Annotated in this window: 22 protein-coding genes and 1 pseudogene; 17 read left to right on the top strand and 6 right to left on the bottom strand. The window is 67.2% G+C overall.

The genetic code is table 11. The features are described 5' to 3' along the window. Nucleotides 1-17: 17 nt before the first annotated feature. A complete protein-coding gene (locus tag OYT95_RS18635) occupies nt 18-800 on the top strand; it encodes an MBL fold metallo-hydrolase (protein WP_268792169.1) in 783 nt (260 codons plus the stop codon). Between the two features lie 161 nt (nt 801-961). Next, nucleotides 962-1570 (top strand): potassium channel family protein, encoded by a 609-nt coding sequence (locus OYT95_RS18640; protein WP_081792573.1) that lies wholly within the window; start codon nt 962-964, stop codon nt 1568-1570. 26 nt (nt 1571-1596) lie between these two features. On the opposite strand, the gene OYT95_RS18645 is transcribed toward OYT95_RS18640, so the two are convergent. After that, entirely contained in the window at nt 1597-2004 is a 408-nt protein-coding gene (locus tag OYT95_RS18645) for a DUF7144 family membrane protein (protein WP_268792170.1), read from the bottom strand. A 165-nt stretch (nt 2005-2169) separates the two neighbouring features. Between OYT95_RS18645 and OYT95_RS18650 the strand changes: the two genes are divergently transcribed. Both OYT95_RS18650 and OYT95_RS18655 read left to right on the top strand, forming a co-directional pair. Then, the gene (locus OYT95_RS18650; protein WP_037238113.1) at nt 2170-2568 is read left to right on the top strand and encodes a DUF7144 family membrane protein; all 399 of its coding nucleotides are present in this window, start codon (nt 2170-2172) and stop codon (nt 2566-2568) included. Nucleotides 2569-2574: 6 nt separating this feature from the next. Next, a complete protein-coding gene (locus OYT95_RS18655; RefSeq protein ID WP_128640478.1) occupies nt 2575-3975 on the top strand; it encodes a hypothetical protein in 1401 nt (466 codons plus the stop codon). Here OYT95_RS18655 and OYT95_RS18660 read toward each other — a convergent pair. Then, the gene (locus OYT95_RS18660) at nt 3953-4945 is read right to left on the bottom strand and encodes a GlxA family transcriptional regulator (RefSeq protein ID WP_268792171.1); all 993 of its coding nucleotides are present in this window, start codon (nt 4943-4945) and stop codon (nt 3953-3955) included. The genes OYT95_RS18655 and OYT95_RS18660 overlap by 23 nt on opposite strands. 71 nt (nt 4946-5016) lie before the next feature. Between OYT95_RS18660 and OYT95_RS18665 the strand changes: the two genes are divergently transcribed. From OYT95_RS18665 to OYT95_RS18695, 7 genes are all read left to right on the top strand, one after another. Next, nucleotides 5017-6327: an MFS transporter gene (locus tag OYT95_RS18665; RefSeq protein WP_268792172.1), complete on the top strand. Its 1311-nt coding sequence runs from the start codon at nt 5017-5019 to the stop codon at nt 6325-6327. Nucleotides 6328-6377: 50 nt separating this feature from the next. After that, a complete protein-coding gene (locus tag OYT95_RS18670; protein ID WP_268792173.1) occupies nt 6378-8228 on the top strand; it encodes an AMP-dependent synthetase/ligase in 1851 nt (616 codons plus the stop codon). Between the two features lie 39 nt (nt 8229-8267). Then, entirely contained in the window at nt 8268-9029 is a 762-nt protein-coding gene (locus OYT95_RS18675) for a MerR family transcriptional regulator (protein WP_037238104.1), read from the top strand. Between the two features lie 71 nt (nt 9030-9100). After that, nucleotides 9101-9490, top strand: coding sequence for a DUF5313 family protein (locus tag OYT95_RS18680; RefSeq protein ID WP_037238102.1), 390 nt, complete (start codon nt 9101-9103; stop codon nt 9488-9490). A gap of 168 nt (nt 9491-9658) precedes the next feature. Then, nucleotides 9659-11281 (top strand): acyl-CoA carboxylase subunit beta, encoded by a 1623-nt coding sequence (locus tag OYT95_RS18685; RefSeq protein WP_268792174.1) that lies wholly within the window; start codon nt 9659-9661, stop codon nt 11279-11281. Next, nucleotides 11278-11550, top strand: a complete 273-nt coding sequence (locus OYT95_RS18690) for an acyl-CoA carboxylase epsilon subunit (protein ID WP_268792175.1) — start codon at nt 11278-11280, stop codon at nt 11548-11550. Before OYT95_RS18685 ends, OYT95_RS18690 begins: the two co-directional genes overlap by 4 nt. Nucleotides 11551-11576: 26 nt before the next feature. After that, nucleotides 11577-13355 (top strand): acetyl/propionyl/methylcrotonyl-CoA carboxylase subunit alpha, encoded by a 1779-nt coding sequence (locus OYT95_RS18695; RefSeq protein WP_268792176.1) that lies wholly within the window; start codon nt 11577-11579, stop codon nt 13353-13355. A gap of 39 nt (nt 13356-13394) precedes the next feature. Here OYT95_RS18695 and OYT95_RS18700 read toward each other — a convergent pair whose 3' ends face one another. Then, a complete protein-coding gene (locus OYT95_RS18700; RefSeq protein WP_268792177.1) occupies nt 13395-14300 on the bottom strand; it encodes an IclR family transcriptional regulator in 906 nt (301 codons plus the stop codon). 115 nt (nt 14301-14415) lie between these two features. Between OYT95_RS18700 and OYT95_RS18705 the strand changes: the two genes are divergently transcribed. Further along, complete coding sequence (locus OYT95_RS18705) at nt 14416-15321, top strand: oxygenase MpaB family protein (protein ID WP_268792178.1); 906 nt, start codon at nt 14416-14418, stop codon at nt 15319-15321. A gap of 134 nt (nt 15322-15455) precedes the next feature. Next, a complete protein-coding gene (locus OYT95_RS18710) occupies nt 15456-15860 on the top strand; it encodes a hypothetical protein (RefSeq protein ID WP_112301375.1) in 405 nt (134 codons plus the stop codon). A 30-nt stretch (nt 15861-15890) separates the two neighbouring features. Here the strand turns inward: OYT95_RS18710 and OYT95_RS18715 are convergent, their stop codons facing one another. Both OYT95_RS18715 and OYT95_RS18720 read right to left on the bottom strand, forming a co-directional pair. After that, entirely contained in the window at nt 15891-16568 is a 678-nt protein-coding gene (locus OYT95_RS18715; protein WP_268792179.1) for a TetR/AcrR family transcriptional regulator, read from the bottom strand. 36 nt (nt 16569-16604) lie between these two features. Beyond that, complete coding sequence (locus OYT95_RS18720; protein WP_268792180.1) at nt 16605-17450, bottom strand: SDR family oxidoreductase; 846 nt, start codon at nt 17448-17450, stop codon at nt 16605-16607. A 41-nt stretch (nt 17451-17491) separates the two neighbouring features. On the opposite strand from OYT95_RS18720, the gene rraA reads away from it, so the two are divergent. The 4 genes and pseudogenes from rraA (at nt 17492) to OYT95_RS18740 (ending at nt 21429) form a co-directional block, all read left to right on the top strand. Continuing rightward, nucleotides 17492-17962 carry a ribonuclease E activity regulator RraA gene (gene rraA / locus OYT95_RS18725; protein WP_268792181.1) on the top strand — a complete coding sequence of 157 codons (471 nt, stop codon included), beginning with the start codon at nt 17492-17494 and terminating at the stop codon, nt 17960-17962. Nucleotides 17963-18093: 131 nt separating this feature from the next. After that, nucleotides 18094-19561, top strand: a pseudogene (locus OYT95_RS18730) (APC family permease). Then, on the top strand, nt 19558-20052 hold the full coding sequence (locus tag OYT95_RS18735; RefSeq protein WP_268792182.1) for a hypothetical protein: 495 nt from the start codon (nt 19558-19560) through the stop codon (nt 20050-20052). Before OYT95_RS18730 ends, OYT95_RS18735 begins: the two are co-directional and overlap by 4 nt. Nucleotides 20053-20073: 21 nt before the next feature. Next, a complete protein-coding gene (locus OYT95_RS18740; RefSeq protein WP_268792183.1) occupies nt 20074-21429 on the top strand; it encodes a dipeptidase in 1356 nt (451 codons plus the stop codon). Here OYT95_RS18740 and OYT95_RS18745 read toward each other — a convergent pair. After that, nucleotides 21420-21647: an RNA-binding S4 domain-containing protein gene (locus OYT95_RS18745; protein ID WP_005263380.1), complete on the bottom strand. Its 228-nt coding sequence runs from the start codon at nt 21645-21647 to the stop codon at nt 21420-21422. The genes OYT95_RS18740 and OYT95_RS18745 overlap by 10 nt on opposite strands. Nucleotides 21648-21744: the final 97 nt, after the last annotated feature.

Raw genomic sequence — 21744 nt, forward strand, 5'->3', positions numbered from 1 at the left:
TCTGGAATCGTAAGGGTGTGAGCACAACGCCGTGGTCGGATGCCGCCGCATCCGGTGTGCGCTGGCTCGGACATGCCAGCGCGCTGATCGTGGACCGCGGGACGGTCGTCCTGACCGATCCGGTGCTGACCGACCGCGTCGCGCACCTACGCCGCCGCCGAGGGCCTGCGCCGATCGGGCCACACGTGCGTAACCCGGACGCCGTACTGCTCTCGCACCTGCACGCCGACCATGCCCACCTGCCGTCGCTGCGGCTGCTCGACCCGGACGTCCCGATCGTGGCCCCGTGGCGGGCGATCGACGGCCTGCCCGCGCTGCGCCAGTTCGCCGACCGCCTGGTGCTGCTGCGACCCGGCGACGAGACAAGGATCGGCAAGGTCACGGTGCGCGCCGTGCCCGCCCGACACGACGGCAGGCGCTGGCGGCGCGGCCCGGAGCTCGCGCCCGCGATCGGATACGTCGTCGAGGGGGACCGGCGGACCTATTTTGCCGGTGACACCGACCTGTACCCGGACCTCGCCGACCACGTCGGCCCCGTGGACCTCGCGCTGCTACCCGTCGGGGGCTGGGGTCCGACACTCGGCAAGGGTCACCTCGACCCGTCTCGGGCCGCGGTCGTCGCGCGTCTGGTGGAGGCGGGAGTGGCGGTGCCGATCCACTACGGCACACTGTGGCCGATCGGCCTCGACGCCGTGCGCCCCCGGCTGTTCTTCGGTCCGGGCGCCGAGTTCGTCCACCACGCCGAGCGGGCGGGTGTCGTTGCGGTGGAGTTGCATCCGGGTGACGAACTCGGCGTGTGAACTCGGTTGCCCTGAAACCCTGCCGATCGACGGGTAATTGCGCTCCGGAGCACGAAGACCACCAATGTGCTCTGGTCGGCTCCTCGATCGGCGGAAACTGGAAGGTGGCGACTTCAGTTCGAACCAATCGCCGAGCAGGTGGTGATCTGGGCGGTCTCGACGTGGGGCCCCGAACGGATCCGAGCGCAGCCGACGACGAGAAACGGGCGGTGACGGTGGCCGAGGACGGCGTGCGAAGTCTCTCCCGACATGCGCGGGTGCGTGTGCTGGTGCCGGCGGTACTGCGCCCGGTGTGCGCCACGGTGGTGCTGGTGAGCGCATATTTCCTACTGCCCTTCACCACGGTGGACAACCTGCGCACCGTGTCCATGGTGCTCGGTGGTCTCGCTGTGGTCTGCGCGGTGTACGTCTGGCAGATCCGCAGGGTGCTGCATGCCGAGTACCCGGTCGCACAGGCAGTAGAGGCGTTGGCCGTCACCGTGGGGGTCTACCTCGTCGCCTACTCGACGACGTACTTTCTGCTCTCGTACTCGGGGCCGGACAACTTCAACGAAGCGCTGACCCGACTCGACGCCCTCTATTTCACCTTGACGGTGTTCGCCACGGTCGGGTTCGGTGACATCGTGGCCACCACGGAGGCCGCGCGGGCGGTGGTGTCGGCACAGATCATCGGCAATCTGATCCTGATCTCGTTGGGCATCCGTGTGCTGACCGCGTCGGTTCGCTGGCGGCGGAAGCCCGGGATCGCCCGGGACTCGGCAGCGCCCTGACGTCGAGTACTCGACGGGTTCGCGACCTAGAGCCGCTCCTCGTAGCCCGGCTTCCAGGTCGCGACAGCCCAGATCACGAACACGTCCAGCACGATCATGACGACCGACCACCACGGGTAGTGGGGCAGCCACAGGAAATTGGCGAGGAGGGACAGAGCACAGATCACCATGGCGCCGACACGTGCCCAGGTCGCCCCGGTGAACAACATGACACCGACGGCCGCAACGATCACACCGAGGGCCAGGTGAATCCAGCCCCACGCCGTCGTGTCGAACTGGTAGATGTACTCGGGGCCCGCGACGACGAGGTCGTCCTTCATGAGCGCCGAGATGCCCGAGAGCACATGAAGAATTCCGATAGTGAGCAAAACTATCGCCGCCACCATGGACGTCGCGGCCGCGACCCCCTGCTTGACCAACGACTCGTCGGACATCGCGATCCCCTTCCCGGACATACCTTGGCCTGCAAATATTTTCCGTCGCCGCGTAGAGCGAGGTCAATACGCGTACGTCCGGGCATCTTCCAGACAAAGGGGGAACCGACGGAGGATACTTACTTACGCCAGTTCATTTCGTACGGTGACGAAAGAGGAACGGTCATGTCCGATGAATCGCTGGTCAAGCAAGGTGTGGCAAAGGGAACGTCGATGGGCGGGGCGGTTCTTCTCGTCACCGTCGGCGTGCTCGAGTTCTTCCAGGGGATCTCCGCGATAGCCAAGGACGACGTGATCGTCGTCGGCATCGAGTACACCTACCAATTCGACGTCACCACCTGGGGATGGATTCATCTCGTGCTCGGCGTGATCGTTGCGGCCGTCGGTGCGGCACTGTTCACCGGGGCCACCTGGGCACGTGTCGCCGCGATGGTGCTGTGCGCCCTGTCGATCTTCGTCAACTTCCTGTGGCTGCCCTACTACCCCGCGTGGTCGATCACGATCATCGCACTGAACGCCGTCGTGATCTGGGCGGTCGCCACCTGGAACCCCGAAGTGATCTGATCCGCAATGGAAGACGGCACGAGCACCGGCCCACTCGACAAGGACGAACGCACCGAACTCCTCCGGTTGCGCGACGAGGTGGCGACGCTGCGCGGACAGGCCGCGGGCGCCGCCGCCGGTGTTCCGGCAGAACCGGTCGCCCGCCCACCCCGGAACGGATTGCGCTGGACGGCCGTCACCATTCTGCTGGTCCTGGTCGCCGTCCTCGCACTCGCGTCGGTCACCGCACGCTTCACGAGAAGTCAGATCCTCGACACCGACCGCTACGTGAGCACGGTCGCCCCCCTCGGAGCGAATCCGGCCCTCCAGGCGGATATCACGAACCAGATCACCGACGAGATCTTCACCCGAGTCGACGTCGAGGGGCTCACCAAGGACGCACTCGAGGCACTGACCGACGTTTCGAATCTCGCAGCGAACGCTCCCCGGCTGGACGCGGCCGTGATCGGTCTCGCACCGGTGATCACCAGCCAGGCAAAGAACTTCGTCCACGACACCGTCAGCTCACTCGTGCAGTCGCAGCAGTTCGAAGATCTCTGGATCCAGGCGAACCGTTCGGCGCACAACGCGCTCGTGGCGGTGATGACGGGGAACTACGGTCTCAGCTCGGTGGAGGTCGACCAGAGCGGCACCGTCAGCATTTCTCTGGGCACCGTCATCGACAAGGTGAAGGCCGCGCTGACCGAGCGTGGATTCGCGTTTGCCGACAAGATCCCCGCGGTGGACAAGCAATTCGTGCTGTTCCAGTCCCCCGAACTGGTCAAGGCGCAGCGCGCCGTCAATGCCCTCGACAAGGCGTCGGCGATCCTGCCGTGGCTGGGAATCGCCTGCGCCGCCGCCGCGGTCGCCGTCGCCCCCACCGGCCGTCGGCTGCGCGCGCTCTCCCTCGCCGGCCTGTCGATCGCCCTGGGAATGCTCGTCCTCGCAATCGGGATTCTCGTCGGACGCGCCATCTACCTCGACAGCGTCCCACCCGACATCCTGTCTCCCGACGCGGCGACGGCGGTCATCGACACCGTCCTGGTGCCGTTGCGGACGAGTCTGCGTGCGGTCGCGGTTCTCGGTCTGGTGATTGCGATCGGCGCCTTCCTCATCGGCGGCTCGTCGTCCGCCACCGCTGTGCGTCGCGGATACGGGCAGGCGCTGGACTTCGTCCGCAAGTCCGGCGCCGGCCGACCGCCGAACGAGGTGGAACGGTGGGCCAACCAGCTGCGAGTTCCACTGCGCTGCCTCATTATCGGCGTCGCTGCTCTGCTGCTGATGTTCTGGCGCTATCCCACCGGACTGGTCGTGTTGTGGATCGTGTTCATAGCCCTCCTCGCGCTGGCGGCACTCGAACTGCTCATCCGCCCGGCCCGCACAGCCACCGCGCAGGACTCGGGATCTACGCCGGTGCCTTCGTCGTGACCGACTGGCCCCGAAACGTTCTGCGATACGCCGACGGGGGGACGCCGAGCACGGCGCCCATGTGCTGACGCAGCGACACCGCCGTCCCGAACCCGACCTCGCGGGCGATGACGTCGACGGACAGGTCGGTGGTCTCGAGGAGCTGTCGCGCGCGGTCGACCCGGTGAGTGATCAGCCAGCGGTTCGGGGTGGTGCCGACCTCGTCACTGAACCGCCGCGTGAACGTGCGGACGCTCATGTTCGAGTGCGCGGCCATCCGGCTCAGCGTCAGGGACTCACCCAGCCGGTCCAGCGCCCAGTCCCGGGTGGCCGCGGTGGACTCGGCCGTGGACTCCGGGATCGGCCGCTCGATGTACTGCGCCTGCCCGCCGTCGCGCCACGGTGGGACGACGCATCGGCGCGCCACCTGATTGGCGACGTCGGAGCCGTGGTCGCGGCGCACGATGTGGAGGCAGAGGTCCAGTCCGGCGGCGACGCCCGCCGAGGTGAGGATGTGCCCCTCGTCGACGAACAGCACGTCGGGATCGACCCGGACCTGCGGATACGTCCGCTGGAAGTGTTCGGCGTTGCGCCAATGGGTGGTGGCGCGCAGTCCGTCGAGCAGCCCCGCGGCGGCGAGGATGTAGGAGCCGGTGCAGATGGAGACGTACCGCGTGCCGGGCCGGACGAAGGCGAGAGCCGTCTCGAGGTTCGGGGGCAGATGCCCGTCGTCGTAGGCCGGTCCGAGTTCGTAGGACGCCGGGATCACGACCGTGTCGGCCTCGGCCAGCAATTCGGGCCCGTGATCGACGGACACCGAGAAATCGGCGTCCGAACGCACGGGCCGTCCGTCCGCTGTGCACGTCTGCACCTCGTACAGCGGGTTCCCGTCGGCGTCGTGCGCCCGTCCGAAGACCCGCGACGGAATGCCGAGTTCGAACGGGATCACACCGTCCAGGGCGAGCACGACCACCCGATGACGTTCAACCATGGCCAGATTCTTTCACATGTTGTCATTCTGGCAACTGTTCCGAGGGGAGACCGTCCCGCAGACTTACCGTCGTGACGTCCGACATCGCGCCCCCGGCACCTCCCACCCAGGCGGCCCCGCCGCGCCTCCACTACGCCTGGCTGGTCGCCGCCGTCGCGTTCCTCGCCCTCGTGGGCGCCGCCAGCTTCCGGGCGGCGCCGTCGATCCTGATCGACCCCCTGCACGAGGACTTCGGCTGGTCGCGGGCGAGCATCTCCTCCGCGGTGTCGATCAACCTGGTGCTGTACGGGCTGACCTCGCCGTTCGCGGCGGCGCTCATGGAACGCTTCGGGATGCGGCGGGTGGTCACCGCGGCGCTGGTCCTGGTATCCGCCGGCAGCGGACTGACCGTCTTCATGACCGCCGCCTGGCAACTGGTGCTGCTGTGGGGCGTGCTCGTCGGGCTGGGCACCGGCTCGATGGCGCTCGCCTTCGTGGCCACCGTCGTCGACCGCTGGTTCGTCGCCCGCCGGGGCCTCGTGACCGGCATCCTCACCGCGGGCAGCGCCGCCGGACAGCTGGTGTTCCTGCCGATCCTCGCAATGGTCGCCGAGCACTACAACTGGCAGACCGTGGCGCTGACGGTGTCGTTCGCGGCCCTCGCCGTCGTGCCGCTGGTGCTCGTGTTTCTGCGCAACCGGCCGTCGGACGTCGGGGCGGTCCCGTACGGCGCCGGACCCGACTACGTCGCGGAACCACCCGCCCCGACCGGTCGCGGCGGTGCCGCGGGCCGGGCCGTGACGGTGCTGGTGTCCGCGGCGCGGACCCGGGTGTTCTGGTTGCTGGCCGGCACGTTCGCCATCTGCGGGGCGAGCACCAACGGACTCGTCGGCACCCACTTCGTCCCCGCCGCCCACGACCACGGCATGCCGGTGACTGCGGCGGCGAGCCTGCTGGCGGTGATCGGGATCTTCGACGTGATCGGCACCATCGCGTCGGGATGGTTCACCGACCGGTTCGATTCGCGCAAGCTCCTCGGCATCTACTACCTGCTGCGCGGGATCTCGCTGATGCTGTTGCCGATCCTGTTCGCGAACACCGTGCACCCGCCGATGATCGCGTTCGTCATCTTCTACGGTCTCGACTGGGTGGCGACCGTCCCCCCGACGGTTGCGCTGTGCCGCAAGCACTTCGGCGTCGATGCACCCATCGTGTTCGGCTGGGTGCTGGCGTCGCACCAGATCGGCGCCGGCATCGTGGCGTTCCTCGCAGGATTGGTGCGCGACCAGTTCGGCGGATACGACTCCGCGTTCTACGTCGCGGGCGGACTGTGCGCGATCGCAGCGGTCATGTCTCTGGCCATCGTCGCGAAACCCCGCAAGGAGGCGTCCGAGATCGGTTGACCTGCGTCGAAACCACTCCCCCGAGCGGCCCCGGTTCCTAAGATCGATACATGGCAGCTCAGCGCGCGTCGGACGAGGTCATTGACCGCTCCAAGATCGAGAATCGGGCTCCGTCGGTAGCCGCACTGTTCGTGGATCGGGTGGCCCACTCACCCAACCGCGAAGCGTTCCGGTACGTCGACGCAGCGGACCCGAAGCAATGGTCCAGCGTCACCTGGTCCGAGGCGGGCGACCGGGTGCGCAATCTCGCGGCCGGCCTCATCGTCCTCGGCGTGCAGGCCGAGCAGCGGGTGGCGCTGGCATCCGCCACCCGCTACGAGTGGGTGCTCGCCGACCTGGCCGTCATGTGCGCAGGCGCCGCCACCACCACGGTGTATCCCACCACCACGGCCGGCGACGTCGCCTACATCGTCGCCAACTCCGGCAGTCGCATCGTCTTCGCCGAGGACGACGCGCAGCTGGCCAAGCTGCGCGAGAACCGCGGCGAACTCGGCGACGTGGAGAAGGTCGTCCTGATCGACGGCGACCCCGGCGACGACGACTGGGTGATCACGTTCGACCAGCTCCACGACCTCGGCGAAGAACTGCTCGCCGAGACACCCGACGCCGTGCACGACCGGATCGAGGCGATCGACCCCGACGACCTCGCCACCCTGATCTACACGTCCGGCACCACCGGGAGACCGAAGGGCGTGCGGCTGTCGCACTCGGCGTGGACGTACGAGGCGGCCGCGATCGACGCCACCGGCATCCTCGACGCCGACGACCTGCAATACCTCTGGCTCCCGCTGTCCCACGTGTTCGGGAAGGTCCTGCTCACGCTGCCGCTGCAGATCGGTTTCGCGACGGCGGTCGACGGCCGCGTCGACAAGATCGTCGAGAATCTCGCGGTGGTCAAACCCACGTTCATGGGCGCGGCCCCCCGCATCTTCGAGAAGGCGTACGCGCGGATCGTCTCCACCGTGCGCGAGGAGGGCGGCCCGAAGGAAAAGATCTTCGACTGGGCCGTCGGCGTCGGGCTGCGGGTGTCGAAGGCCAAGCAGGCAGGCGAGAGTCCGTCGCTGCTCGACTCGGTTCAGCACGCCGTCGCGGATCGGCTGGTGTACAGCACGATTCGCGAACGGTTCGGCGGACGCCTGAAGTTCTTCATCTCCGGATCCGCAGCGCTCAATCGTGATGTCGCGCAATGGTTCGACGCCGTCGGCATCGTCGTCCTCGAGGGGTACGGGCTGTCCGAGACCAGTGCCGCGTCGTTCGTCAACCGCCCGGCGGCGTACCGGTTCGGCACCGTCGGCTGGCCCATCCCGGGCACCGAGACCCGCATTGCCGACGACGGCGAGATCCTCATCAAGGGTCCCGGCGTCATGAGTGGATACCACGAGAACCCCGAAGCCACAGCCGAAGCGCTCACCGACGACGGCTGGTTCCACACCGGCGACATCGGCGACCTGGACGACAACGGCTACCTGCGGATCACCGACCGCAAGAAGGACATGTTCAAGACGTCCAACGGCAAATACGTCGCACCCTCCGCCGTGGCGGCCACGTTCAAGGGCATCTGCCCGTACGTCGGTGAACTCATCGTCGACGGTGAAGGGAAGTCGTACTGCGTCGCCCTGATCTCCCTCGACGCCGAATCGATCGGCGAATGGGCACAGAATCACGACCTGGGCGGCAAGTCTTTCGCCGAGATCGCGAACGCCCAGGAGACGCGCAACCTGATCGGCGGTTACGTCGAGGAACTCAACGCCGGACTGAACCGGTGGGAGCAGATCAAGAAGTTCCGCATCCTCGAACGGGAACTCACCGTCGAGAACGGCGAGATCACACCGAGCATGAAACTCAAGCGCAAGGTCGTGATGACCAATTTCTCCGACGAACTCGAGAATCTCTACACCTGAGTTGACCCTCACGCGACGTCAGGCTGCACGGTAGAGGACGTGAGCGAGAAACACACGGTCGGCGTGGTCGCCAGGCTGGTCGGAGTGAGCGTGCGCACTCTGCACCACTACGACGAGATCGGTCTGGTGACACCGTCCGACCGCACACCCGGTGGGTACCGCAGCTATTCGGATGCCGACGTGGAACGTCTGCACCGCGTGCTGACGTACCGCGAACTGGGTTTCCCCCTCGAAGAGATCGCAGCCCTCCTCGACGACCCGGACGTCGATGCCCTCGCGCATCTACGGCGACAGCACGCGTTGCTGAGCGAACGGATCGATCGCTTACACGAAATGGCTGCAGCCGTGGAGAAGATGATGGAGGCGAGAAGCATGGGCATTCAGCTCACCCCCGAGGAGCAGAACGAAATTTTCGGCGACAACTGGCCGGGCGAGGAGTACGCCGCCGAGGCCGAAGAGCGCTGGGGCGACACCGACGCGTGGAAGCAGTCTCAGCAGCGGTCCGCGAAGATGAGCAAGGAGGACTGGAAGCGAATCAAGGCCGAGGGTGACGCATTCGAGGCGTCGCTCGCGCAGGCGATGGCCGACGGCGTCGAACCCGGGTCCGATCGGGCCAACGCACTCGCCGAGGAGCACCGCGCCGGCATCGAACGGTTCTACGACTGCGACCACGCAATGCAGGTGAACCTCGCCGAGATGTACCTCGCCGACGACCGCTTTCGCCGGCACTACGACGACGTCGCCCCCGGGCTGGCGCAGTACGTCCGGGACGTCATCGTCGCAAACGCCGAGCAGCAGTAGCGGGAACAGAGCGAACTCGACCACGCACCGTCGTCGAGTTCGCTCCGTTTGTCAGCACTATCCTGAGACCCATGTCCGATTCGCAGCGTCCCAGCCCAAGTCAGTACGTCGGGTATCTGTTCGGTCGCACGCTGCCGGATTCGATGCAGGATTGGGTCCGCAACGACCTCGTCGGGCCGGGGGCCTCGGTGCGGTACGTCCTCCGTTTCATGCTTCCCGTCGCCGCGGTGCTCGCGTTGTTCCTCCTCATCCCCGGTCCTATCTGGATTCCGCTGGCGATGATGGCCCTCCTGCTGCTCCCGCTGCTCTACTTTGCGGTCGCGCTGATGAACATCTACCGTCGCCATCGTCTGCTCAGCCACGGCCTCGACCCGGACCTCGTGGGCGAGAAGGCGCAGCGCCGCGCCGACCGCACGCGCGAGGACTACGAGCGCCGCCACGGCCGCACCGAGGACCAGTAGCAGCAGCACGATGCATCACACTCGCGCCTCGACAGTGACGCAGCGCACGTGAACGATCGATAAGTAATGCGTTAAAGTGGCGGCGTCCGAGTGGGTAATCCCACGAACCGCGTACCCCACAGGGTGCAGCGCAGGTTCCGACAGCCTCGACGGGAAGAGCAGTCATAGATGACAGTCACAGATTCGGCGGTCACGCCCGATATTCACACGACGGCGGGAAAGCTCGCCGACCTGCGTAATCGTCAGGCCGAGGCGCAGCACCCGAGCGGTGAAGCCGCGGTCGAAAAGGTCCACGCCAAGGGCAAGCTCACCGCCCGCGAACGCATCACCGCCCTGCTCGACGAGGGCAGCTTCGTCGAACTCGACGCCCTCGCCCGGCACCGCTCGGTGAACTTCGGCCTCGCCGACAACCGCCCCGTCGGCGACGGCGTCGTCACCGGCTACGGCACCGTCGACGGCCGCGACGTGTGCGTCTTCTCCCAGGACGCCACCGTCTTCGGCGGCTCCCTCGGCGAAATCTACGGCGAAAAAATCGTCAAGGTCATGGACCTCGCCCTCAAGACCGGCCGCCCCCTGATCGGCATCAACGAAGGCGCCGGCGCCCGCATCCAGGAAGGCGTCGTCTCCCTCGGCCTCTACGGCGAAATCTTCCACCGCAACGTCCAGGCGTCCGGCGTCATCCCGCAGATCTCGCTGATCATGGGCCCCGCCGCCGGCGGCCACGTCTACTCCCCCGCCCTGACCGACTTCGTCGTCATGGTCGACCAGACCTCCCAGATGTTCGTCACCGGCCCCGACGTCATCAAGACCGTCACCGGCGAAGACGTCACCATGGAAGATTTGGGCGGCGCCCACACCCACATGGTCAAATCCGGCGTCGCCCACTACGTCGCCTCCGGCGAACAGGACGCCCTCGACTACGTCAAGGACCTGCTGTCCTACCTGCCGTCCAACAACCAGGCCGCCGCCCCCCGGATGCTGCCCACCGACCCGATCACCGGGTCCATCGAAGACTCCCTCACCGGCGAGGACCTCGAACTCGACACCCTCATCCCGGACTCGGCGAACCAGCCCTACGACATGCACGAGGTCATCCGCCGCATCCTCGACGACGACGAATTCCTCGAGGTCCAGGCCGAACGCGCCGGCAACATCGTCGTCGGCTTCGGCCGCGTCGACGGCCGCTCCGTCGGCATCGTCGCGAACCAGCCCACCGTCTTCGCCGGCTGCCTCGACATCGACGCCTCCGAAAAAGCCGCCCGCTTCGTGCGCACCTGCGACGCGTTCAACGTCCCCATCATCACCCTCGTCGACGTCCCCGGCTTCCTGCCCGGCACCGACCAGGAATACAACGGCATCATCCGCCGCGGCGCGAAACTGCTCTACGCCTACGGCGAGGCCACCGTCGGGAAGATCACCGTCATCACCCGCAAGGCCTACGGCGGCGCCTACGACGTGATGGGCTCCAAGCACATGGGCGCCGACGTCAACCTCGCCTGGCCCACCGCCCAGATCGCCGTCATGGGCGCCTCCGGCGCCGTCGGCTTCGTCTACCGCAAACGCCTCCTCGAGGCCGCCAAGAACGGCGACGACGTCGACGCGCTGCGCCTGCAACTGCAACAGGAATACGAGGACACCCTCGTCAACCCGTACGTCGCCGCCGAACGCGGCTACGTCGACGCCGTCATCCCCCCGTCCCACACCCGCGGACAGATCGTGGCCGCCCTGCGCCTGCTCGAACGCAAAATGGTCACCCTCCCGCCCAAGAAGCATGGGAACATCCCCCTATGACCGCGGAGTTGTCTGTCGACGAGGTGCTCGACGAGATCGCGCTGGGCGCCGGCCTCGCCGAAGAGACGCCGGCGGCGCCGGCCGTGACGTTCACGGGCAACCCGAGCGACACGGACATCGCCGCGGTGCTCGCAGTGTTCGCTGCGATCGCCTCGTCCGGTTCCGCGGCGGAAGCGCCCGCGTCCGATAACGATTCGTGGGGCACTCCCGCCCTCATTCTGCGTCGGCAAGTAGCCGCCGCTGCCGTCCTGGTCAACGCAGGCTACTGAAACTGTAGAAAAGGGAAGACATTTCGATGAGTAGTGCACGTATTTCCAAGGTGCTCGTCGCGAACCGCGGTGAGATTGCAGTGCGGGTGATCCGGGCCGCAGCCGATGCCGGCCTGGCCAGCGTCGCCGTCTACGCCGAACCCGACGCCGACGCCCCGTTCGTGCGCCTGGCCGACGAAGCGTTCGCCCTCGGCGGGCAGACCTCCGCCGAGTCCTACCTGGTGTTCGACAAAATTTTGGACGCCGCCGCCAAGTCCGGCGCCGACGCCATCCACCCCGGCTACGGCTTCCTCTCCGAGAACGCCGACTTCGCCCAGGCCGTGATCGACGCCGGCCTGATCTGGATCGGCCCCTCCCCGCAATCGATCCGCGACCTCGGCGACAAGGTCACCGCCCGGCACATCGCCGAAAAAGCCAAGGCCCCGATGGCCGCCGGCACCAAGGACCCCGTCAAGAACGCCGACGAGGTCGTCGCCTTCGCCAAGGAATACGGGGTCCCCGTCGCCATCAAGGCCGCGTTCGGCGGCGGCGGCCGCGGCATGAAGGTCGCCCACACCATCGAGGAAATCCCCGAACTGTTCGACTCCGCCACCCGCGAGGCCGTCGCCGCGTTCGGCCGCGGCGAATGCTTCGTCGAACAGTATCTGGACAAGGCCCGCCACGTCGAAGCCCAGGTCATCGCCGACCAGCACGGCAACGTCATCGTCGCCGGCACCCGCGACTGCTCCCTGCAACGCCGCTTCCAGAAACTCGTCGAGGAGGCCCCCGCCCCGTTCCTCACCGACGACCAACGCCACCGCATCCACACCTCCGCCAAGGCCATCTGCAAGGAGGCCGGCTACTACGGCGCCGGCACCGTCGAATACCTCGTCCAGGGCGACACCGTCTCCTTCCTCGAGGTCAACACCCGCCTGCAGGTCGAACACCCCGTCACCGAGGAAACCGCCGGCATCGACCTGGTCCTGCAACAGTTCAAGATCGCCAACGGCGAACACCTCGACCTCACCGAGGACCCCACCCCCCGCGGACACGCCTTCGAATTCCGCATCAACGGCGAGGACGCCGGCCGCGGGTTCCTGCCCGCCCCCGGCCCGGTCACCACGTTCATCCCGCCCACCGGCCCCGGCGTGCGAATGGACTCCGGCGTCGAAACCGGCAGTGTGATCGGCGGCCAGTTCGACTCCATGCTCGCCAAACTGATCGTCACCGGCGCCACCCGCGACGAGGCCCTCGCCCGCGCCCGCCGCGCCCTCGCCGAATTCCAGGTCGAGGGACTGGCCACCGTCATCCCGTTCCACCGGGCCATCGTCTCCGACCCCGCCTTCATCGGCGACGGCACCGGCTTCGACGTCTACACCAAGTGGATCGAAACCGAATGGGACAACCAGATCGAACCGTTCACCGGCACCCAGCCGATCGACGAGGACGAAACCCTGCCCCGGCAGAACGTCGTCGTCGAGGTCGGTGGCCGCCGCGTCGAGGTGTCCCTGCCCGGCCAGTTCACCCTCGGCACCGGCCCAGCCCCGGCCGGGGCGATCCGCAAGAAGCCCAAGGCCCGCACCCGCGGCGGCGCCCACGGCGGCGCCGCCTCCGGTGACGCCGTCACCGCCCCCATGCAGGGCACCGTCGTCAAGGTCGCCGTCGAAGAAGGCCAGCAAGTCGCCGAAGGCGACCTCATCGCCGTCCTCGAGGCCATGAAGATGGAAAACCCCGTCAACGCCCACAAGGCCGGCACCGTCACCGGCCTCGCCGTCGAACCCGGCGCCGCCATCACCCAGGGCACCGTCCTCGCCGAACTGAAATAGCTTGTGAGTACTTGTCAACCGCCCGCGGTTTACAAGTACTCACGGGTGGCGGCCGTGCATGGCGGCCGTCACCCGCGCCGCGGCGTCGCGGACCAATTCACCGATCTCCGCCGTGCGCACACCCGACATCGGACGGGACGCATCGGCCACACACAGCACGACCGCGGGTTCACCGTCCCGGTCGAACGCCGCGGCATTGATCGACAGCGGCTGGTAGCTGCCCTCCGGGTCGATGTCACCGACCACCGCATCCGCCGACAACAGTTTCCGCGCCTCCCGCAGCGCGACGGTCGAGCGGTGCCCGCCCACACCGCGACCGCGAAGTTCCGACACGGCATCCGCCAGTGAATGCTGTTGCTGTTCCATGCATTCCATCGCGTATCCGCGCTCCCGGACGAGTGCGAGGGCCGGCTCGTACGTCGCCCGCAGCACGTCCACGTCGACACCCAGATTCTGCCCGCCGAGGGCATACCATTCCTCGCGCTGCTCCGGCGGATACCAGGCCGCGATCCCCGACCCGATGGGCGGCGCGAGCAGCACCTTGTCGCCGAGCCGCAGGCCCAGGGTTCCGCGGCGTCCCCCCACTGGTTGCACCACCTCCGCCACCACCACGTCGCTTCCCGATTGCACGAACGCGATGGACGCCATGTCGGACGCGTCGGCCAGTTCGTGCATCACCGACCGCGCGAGGTTGACGACGTCCGTGGCCGTCTCGGCGGCGCGTCCGACCGGGATCAGCGCGGGACCGAGACGGTAGGTCTTGCGGGTGGGGTGCCGGATGAGCCAGCCGGCCTCGGTCAGCGCCACGACCATCGGATAGCAGGTGGCCTTCGCGACGCCGAGGTGCCGGGCGATGTCGGCGAGGCTCCGGGGCGTCTCCGGCTCGTCCGCGAGGAGTTCGGTCAGCATCACGATGCGTTCGGTCTGCGGTGAATTTCGCGCCATGTGTTTGCATAATGCCACTCTGGCGTCGCACTGTGACGGGCGATACAGTCGAGCTGTCTGAACGATCGCTAAATTGCCTGGTCATCTGTCACAGCCGCTGCAGGAAGTGAAACTCATGAAACGCTTCGATCTACGTCACCGGACCGAGCGACTCGATCCCGAGACGCAGCACGAAGAGATCTACCGGATTCTCGCCACGCAGGAATTTCCCTGGGACATCAATCAAGCCCTCAGCTTCGCGCTGTTCCGGACGTACGCCGTGCCCACCATCGGCCGGTTGCTGTTCGAGACCGGCGAGTTCACCGAACGCGTGCAGAAGCGCTACGACGACACCGGACTGATCCTCGACGCCGTCCTCGAACACGGCTTCACCAGCGACTCCGGTCGCGCCGGCATCCGCCGGATGAACCAGATGCACGGCTCCTACGACATCTCCAACGACGACATGCGGTACGTGCTGTCGACGTTCGTGGTGACCCCGGTGCGCTGGATCGACGACTTCGGCTGGCGGAAACTCACCCGCAACGAGATCGTCGGGTCCACCAACTACTACCGTGCGCTCGGCAAGTACATGGGCATCAAGGAGATTCCCGAGACCTTCGAGGCGTTCGAGAAATTCCTCGACGACTACGAGCGTGAGCACTTCCTCTTCGATCAGGGTGGCCGCGCCGTCGCCGACTCCACGCTCGAACTCCTCTGCACGTTCCCGCCGAACAACCTCGCCCCCGCCGCCCTGATCAAGCGATTCTCCTGGGCGCTCATGGACGATCCGCTTCTCGACGCGTTCGCCTACCGCAGGCCCTCCCGCCTCGTGCGGACGCTCTCCCGCGGGGCGCTGAAGGCTCGCGCACGCCTCGTCCGGTTCTACCCCGTGCGCACCGAGCCCAAGTTCGCCCGCGACCTCCCCAACATTCGCAGCTACCCGACCGGGTACGAAGTGGAGAAACTGGGCACCTTCCCCAGAACCTGCCCCGTGCAGCACACCAACGGTACGGTCGCGCGGGAAAACACCGCATCCTGAACCGCTTTGGAGATGTGATCGACGGAAAGCCGTGTGTTCGAACTATTCTCGGACACACGGCGAATGAGGGTGGGCAACTCCCGGTTCTGCCGTAACGTGGCTGCGCGTAGAGACCGCCGACAGGAAGGGATTTTGTGCACTTCTCGCGAGGGACCCTGACCATTGCCGCACTGGCAGGAGCGGCCTCACTCGCTCTGGCGCCCACGGCAACCGCCGCAACCACCTATCAGATCACCGTCGTTCCGCCCATCGGGACCGTGCACGCCAACAATCTGGTGACGCTCGGCGCGCTGGTCACCCCCACCCCGACCGGCACGGACGGATCCACTCCGGTCGAACTCGAGATCACCGAGCCCGACGGCGACGTGAACACACGAACCATCCCGCTCACCCTCGGTGCCGGGACGGCAGCGATCCGGACGCACGAGGCCGGCCGCTACACAGTCGTGTTCACCTACGCCCCACCGAACGGCACCCCCGCCGAGACGACGACGCAGTTCGACGCCGTTCCGTCACCGGGGCTGGGCCTGGGGAGCTGACAACCGAAACCTGCCGAGGCGCATCGCCGGTCAGACGTCGGCGGTGCGCCTCTTCTTCGGTTTGACGGGAGCCTCGGTGGATCCCACCGTCTTCATCGCGATCTCGACGTACTTGCGGGCAACGGCGTCCGGGGTCAGCTTGCCCTCGGTGTGATACCAACGCGGAATCGACTGGCACATACCGAGAAGCGCCCGCGTCGTCTCCGCGGCATCCGCCACGTCGAAAAGCTCCCGCTTCTTGCCTTCCTTGACGATCTCGAGGACCAGTTCCTCCACACCCTTGCGGACCGTGCGGTAACGCTGCCGATTCTCCGGGCTCAGGTAGCGCACCTCGCTCTCGAGCGCCGCCAGCCGGGATCGCATGGTCATCCGCAGCACGATCGCCTCGATGACGTTGGCCAGTCGCTGCACCGGATCGTCGCCGCCGTCGGCGCTCGCGGCGTGGGCGCGCTCGAGAACGTCGCTGGTGGAGAGTTCCAGGAGCGCCAGGAGAACGGCCTCCTTGTTCTCGTGGTGGTAATAGAGAGCGGGTACCGTGACACCGACTCGGCGGGCGATGTCGCGCACCGAGGTGCCGTGGAAGCCGTGTTCGTAGAACGCGTCGAGGGAGGCGCTGAGGATCGGCGTCAACTTCGTGGGTTCGAGGCGGCGCCAGTCTGCTGCGTTGCCGACCTCGGTGGGCGTCGCACCCTTGGATGAGCTGACCATCAAAGACCTATCTACCGCTCGCTATGCCAGGACGGGTCAAGTGTAGCTGTTCAGATAGTCGGCGAAGGTCTGCGGCGGCCGCCCGGTGAGCGTCTCGACGTCCCCCGTCACCACGGCCAACTCACCGGCCGCGATCGCTGCGTACGAGGTCACCCACCCTGCGACCTCGAAGTCCGGCGCCCCGAAGTGAGCGCGGGACGCGTACGCCTCGTCCAGGGTCTCGTTCTCGAACCGCACCGAACGTCCGGTCACCCTCGTGATCGTCTCGGCGGCCTCTGTGAGGGTGAACGCTTCCGGTCCGGTCAGCCGGTAGGTGACGCCGTCATGGTCGCCGTTTCCGGTGGTGAGCACCGCCGTCACCGCATCGGCGACGTCGTCCGGCGCCACCGCGCTCACCCGGCCGTCCCCGGCGGGACCCCGAATGACGCCCTGCTCGTCGGCCATCAGCGGGATCATCGACTGGTACCAGCTGTCCTGCAGGAACGTGTACTTCAGACCACTCTCCCGGATGTGCTGCTCCGTGAAGTAGTGGTCGCGCCCGAACGTGAACGTGCACTCGGGCGCCGCGCCCAGAAACGACAGGTAGACGATCCGCTCCACCCCGGCGGCACGGGCGGCGTCCACGGCGGTGCGGTGCTCCTCGCGGCGGGTGGCGCTCTCGTGGCCCGAGACCAGGAACAGCAACCGGACGCCGTCCAGCGCGGCGGTCATCGCCGGACCGTCGGCATACGTGGCCACCGCGAACGCGGAGTCGAAATGCTCGGCCAGCGGCTCGAGCCGCTGCGCGTTCCGCCCGATCAGCCGGACCCCGGCGCCGCCGCCGAGCCGCTCGAGCACCTTGCCGCCGATGGACCCCGTGGCTCCTGTCACTGCAATGGTCATGGCCCGCATTCTCCCAGCGCCTGCCCTCTATCCTGACGCGTATGACTGAACCCGTGGCAACCGCTGACCTGGCAGACGAGATCGGACCCGACATCCGGAGCTGCGACACGCAGTTCATCCAGTTCGGTGGCCGTGAAGTGTTCTCCGGCCCCATCACCACCATCAAATGCTTCCAGGACAACCTGCTGGTCAAGCAGACCCTCGGCGAGCCCGGCAACGGCGGCGTCCTCGTGGTCGACGGTGACGCCAGCATCCACACCGCCCTGGTCGGCGACATCATCGCCGGACGCGGCGTCGACAACGGCTGGGCCGGCGTGATCGTCAACGGCGCGGTCCGCGACTCGGCGATCCTGAAGACCCTCGACATCGGCATCAAGGCGCTGGGCACCAACCCCCGCAAGAGCACCCAGACCGGCTCCGGTGAGAAGAACGTCCCCATCGAGATCGGCGGCGTCACGTTCAACCCCGGCGAGACCGTCTACAGCGATCAGGACGGCGTCGTCGTCCGCTGATCCGGCGAGAACCGAGCGGCGGTTCGGTATCTATCGGTCCCGAACCGCTGCGAGGCTTCGAGCGCTGACGCAATAATCCGGAGGAATCCAGCGGTCGTTCGCACGACCCGCTCCTACGGAGGGTGAAGCCGATGAGTGTCGACGCCGCCGGAGAGACCAGCCGGGAAGACGCGCCCCGATCGGTGCGAGCCGCGCCCCGGCAGCAATACATCACCTGGATCGCGCTGGCCATGATGACCACCAGTTCGGTGGCCAGCCTGAGATCGGCACCCTCGATGGCCGTGTACGGGCTCGCCTGCGTGTTCCTGTACGTCGTGCCCGCCATCGTCTTCCTGCTGCCGACGTCGCTGGTCTCCGCGGAGCTCGCCTCCGGATGGTCCGGTGGCGTCTACCGCTGGGTGGGCGAAGGCATCTCGGCGAAGATGGGATTCCTGGCCGTCTGGTGCCAGTTCGCGATGACGATCTTCTACTATCCGACGCTCCTCGCCTACGTCGCGAGCACCTTTGCGTACGTGATCAATCCGGCCCTCGCCGCGAACGGGCTGTACACGGCCATCATCATCGTCACCCTGTTCTGGACCGGTGTTCTCGTGTCCTCCCGGGGAATGAAGGCCGTCGCGGGTCTGTCGAGCGCCGGACTGGTACTGGGCACGTTGATTCCCGGTGTGCTGCTCATCGTGATGGGCATCGTGTTCCTCGGCCAGGGCAATGCCTCGGCCGCACCGATGGAATTCAGCGCCCTGCTCCCCGCCTGGACCGGTATCGCCAGTCTCGTGCTGATCGTCAACAACTTCCTCCTACTCGGGCATGGAGATGAATGCCGTCCACGTCTCCAGCCTGCGGAGACCGGCGAGCGAGTTCCCCCGGGCGATGTTCGTGGCCATGGGACTGGTCCTCGGAATCTTCATCCTTCCCGCCATCGCCATCAGCTGGGTGGTGCCCGCCGAGAAGCTGTCGCTGACCGCAGGCGTGATGCAGGCGTTCGACACCTTCTTCGCCCACTTCGGGTTCGGCTGGGCCACTCCCGTTCTCGCCCTCATGCTCATCGCCGCCTCCCTCGGCGGCATGCTCACCTGGCTCGCGGGACCGTCCAAGGGACTGCTCATGATCGGACGTCAGGACGGATTCCTGCCACCGATCCTGCAGCGGCTCAACAAACACGGCATCCAGCAGAACATCCTGGTGGCGCAGGGTGTGGTCACCACCCTGATCGCCCTTCTCTACGCGTTCATCCCCGAGGTGTCGAGCGCGTACTGGATCCTCTCCGTCATCACCACCCAGGTGTATCTCGTGGTGTACGTGCTGATGTTCGTCGCCGCGATGCGGCTGCGCAGGCAACAGCCGGACCACCCCCGCGGCTACCGTGCGCCCGCGCTGTTCGTGCTGTGCTGGGTGGGCATCGTCGCGAGCCTCGCCGCCTTCTGCATCGGCTTCGTTCCGCCCTCCCAATTCGGCGGCGGCAGCGTGCTCGTCTACGTCCTCATCGTCGGGGGCGGATTCGGAATCGTCGGACTCGGCGTCCCGCTGCTGATCCTCGCGCTCCGCAAACCGTCCTGGAAACAGGACCTGGCGGCCGACCCGCTCGCCGGGGAGGCATGATGACCACCTCCGGGCGCATGGGCCCCGACGACCAGTCCGTGAACACCGCCCCGGTCGACGACCTGCACAAGAGACCTGAAAACACCCACTGGATCCTGTATTCCGTCCTTGCCGCCGCGTTCGTCGGACTCCTCGTCTGGGGTCTCGTGGTGTTCAACCAGCACAAGCAGTCCGCCGAGGCGGTAGCCAAGGCCACCGAACTGTCGGAACGATTCGAACGAGCCGGGCTCGGGCCGCTCGACGTCGACGCGACCGCCCGCGTACTCGGAACCGACGGAGCCGCGGCATGCACCGATCCGGACAACGCCCTGAAGACGGGCGTGCTGGATCAGCAGCTGGTGAGCGGAGCAGCCGGGCCCGGACAGCGTCCGATTCTCGCGACCAGCAACCTCGTCGAGGGCGAGCGACTGGCGATCTCCGTGTACTGCCCGGACAGGTCGGCGGAATTCGAGTCCGCCGTCGCCGATCTGAAACTCGTGGACGAGAATTAGGGGAACCCCGAGGAGGCGTTGATGTCCGACGAAATCCGTTCCAAGGTAGCCGAGCTGATGCCCGCGGCGCGTGACGAACTCGCCGCGCTGGTGGCGATGCGGTCGGTGGCCGATTCGCGGCAGTTCCCACCGGAGGAATGCGTTCGCGCCGCCGAATGGGTCCGGGACGCCTTCATCGGAGCCGGAATCGGACAGGTCGAACTGCTCGAGACATCCGACGGTTCACACGCCGTCGTCGGCCACCAGGCCGCGCCCGAGGGTGCCCCGACGGTACTGCTGTACTGCCACTACGACGTTCAACCGCCCGGCGACGAGAAGCTCTGGCACACCGACCCCTTCACCCTCACCGAGCGGGACGGCCGCTGGTACGGGCGCGGCGCGGCCGACTGCAAGGGCAACATCGTGATGCACCTGCTGGCGCTGCGCGCGCTCGGCACCCCGTTCCCCGTCGGCATCAGAATCGTCGCCGAAGGGTCGGAGGAGATGGGCACCGGCGGGCTCGAGAACCTCGTCGAGGCCAGGCCCGAACTCTTCGACGCCGACATGATCCTCGTCGTCGACACCGGAAACGCCGCGGTCGGCAGCCCGACCGTCACCACAACGCTGCGCGGCATCGCGAACGTCGTGGTCCACGTCGAGACCCTGGCCGGGGAGGTGCATTCGGGCATGTTCGGCGGACCGGCCCCCGACGCGCTGGCCGCCCTCGTCCAGATGCTCGCCACCCTGCGTGACGCGGACGGCAACACCGTCGTCGACGGGCTCGACTCGGACCAGAGGTGGGCGGGCGTCGACTACTCCGAGGCACAGTTCCGCACCGACGCCGGCGTGCTCGACGGTGTGAGTCTCGCCGGTACGGGTTCCGTCGCCGACGCCGTGTGGGCACGGCCTGCCCTGACGATCCTCGGCATCGACTGCCCGCCGGTGGTCGGCTCGGCCGCCGCCATCCAGCCGCGCGCATCGGCCCGCCTCAACCTGCGGGTGCCGCCCGGCATGGACCCGCAGAAGGCGCAGGACGCGCTCGCCGCCCACCTCGAGAACGCCGCCCCGTGGAATGCGCGGGTGACCGTGGACCGCGAAGCGGTGGGCTCCCCGTTCCGGGCGACCACCGACGGTCCCGGTTACGCCGCACTCGGCGCGGCGATGGAGGAGGCGTTCGGGAAGGAACTCGGAACCGTCGGGCAGGGCGGCTCCATCCCGCTGTGCAACGTCTTCTCCGCCGTCGTCCCGAATGCGGAGATCGCCCTGATCGGGGTGGAGGAACCGCGCTGCCTCATCCACGCCCCCAACGAAAGTGTGGATCCCAGCGAGATCGAGAACCTCGCCGTCGCCGAGGCGCTGTTCCTGCAGAGGTTCGCGACCGCGAACCGTCAGGACTGAGAACTGACCCGGGCCGTCATCCCACCGATCTCCACGACGTCCCCGTCCCGCAACTGCCGCCCCCGCCGCACCTCGACCTCACCGTTCACCGACACGAGTCCGTCGGCGATCACTTCCTTCGCCTCCGCACCCGACTCGATGAGGTTGGCGAGCTTGAGGAATTGGCCGAGGCGGATGGATTCGTCGCGGATCGGGACGGCGTCGTGAATGTCGGACATGCCTCTATCTTCCCTCTCCACCCAAATCGAGGCCCGACGGCTCACACTGAACACTGGAACACCTGTCTCCCGTGATCGGTACGTATCTCTCGCCGGG

The organism is Rhodococcus sp. JS3073 (assembly GCF_026810085.1).
Taxonomy (GTDB): domain Bacteria; phylum Actinomycetota; class Actinomycetes; order Mycobacteriales; family Mycobacteriaceae; genus Rhodococcus_F; species Rhodococcus_F wratislaviensis.

Bases quoted from the DNA above. Each gene is read 5' to 3' on its own strand.
- OYT95_RS18645 (WP_268792170.1), bottom strand. From the start codon at position 2,004: ATGTCCGACGAGTCGTTGGTCAAGCAGGGGGTCGCGGCCGCGACGTCC.
- OYT95_RS18650 (WP_037238113.1), top strand. From the start codon at position 2,170: ATGTCCGATGAATCGCTGGTCAAGCAAGGTGTGGCAAAGGGAACGTCG.
- OYT95_RS18655 (WP_128640478.1), top strand. From the start codon at position 2,575: ATGGAAGACGGCACGAGCACCGGCCCACTCGACAAGGACGAACGCACC.
- OYT95_RS18660 (WP_268792171.1), bottom strand. From the start codon at position 4,945: ATGGTTGAACGTCATCGGGTGGTCGTGCTCGCCCTGGACGGTGTGATC.
- OYT95_RS18670 (WP_268792173.1), top strand. From the start codon at position 6,378: ATGGCAGCTCAGCGCGCGTCGGACGAGGTCATTGACCGCTCCAAGATC.
- OYT95_RS18680 (WP_037238102.1), top strand. From the start codon at position 9,101: ATGTCCGATTCGCAGCGTCCCAGCCCAAGTCAGTACGTCGGGTATCTG.
- OYT95_RS18685 (WP_268792174.1), top strand. From the start codon at position 9,659: ATGACAGTCACAGATTCGGCGGTCACGCCCGATATTCACACGACGGCG.
- OYT95_RS18690 (WP_268792175.1), top strand. From the start codon at position 11,278: ATGACCGCGGAGTTGTCTGTCGACGAGGTGCTCGACGAGATCGCGCTG.
- OYT95_RS18695 (WP_268792176.1), top strand. From the start codon at position 11,577: ATGAGTAGTGCACGTATTTCCAAGGTGCTCGTCGCGAACCGCGGTGAG.
- OYT95_RS18700 (WP_268792177.1), bottom strand. From the start codon at position 14,300: ATGGCGCGAAATTCACCGCAGACCGAACGCATCGTGATGCTGACCGAA.
- OYT95_RS18705 (WP_268792178.1), top strand. From the start codon at position 14,416: ATGAAACGCTTCGATCTACGTCACCGGACCGAGCGACTCGATCCCGAG.
- OYT95_RS18715 (WP_268792179.1), bottom strand. From the start codon at position 16,568: ATGGTCAGCTCATCCAAGGGTGCGACGCCCACCGAGGTCGGCAACGCA.
- OYT95_RS18720 (WP_268792180.1), bottom strand. From the start codon at position 17,450: ATGACCATTGCAGTGACAGGAGCCACGGGGTCCATCGGCGGCAAGGTG.
- rraA (WP_268792181.1), top strand. From the start codon at position 17,492: ATGACTGAACCCGTGGCAACCGCTGACCTGGCAGACGAGATCGGACCC.
- OYT95_RS18735 (WP_268792182.1), top strand. From the start codon at position 19,558: ATGATGACCACCTCCGGGCGCATGGGCCCCGACGACCAGTCCGTGAAC.
- OYT95_RS18740 (WP_268792183.1), top strand. From the start codon at position 20,074: ATGTCCGACGAAATCCGTTCCAAGGTAGCCGAGCTGATGCCCGCGGCG.
- OYT95_RS18745 (WP_005263380.1), bottom strand. From the start codon at position 21,647: ATGTCCGACATTCACGACGCCGTCCCGATCCGCGACGAATCCATCCGC.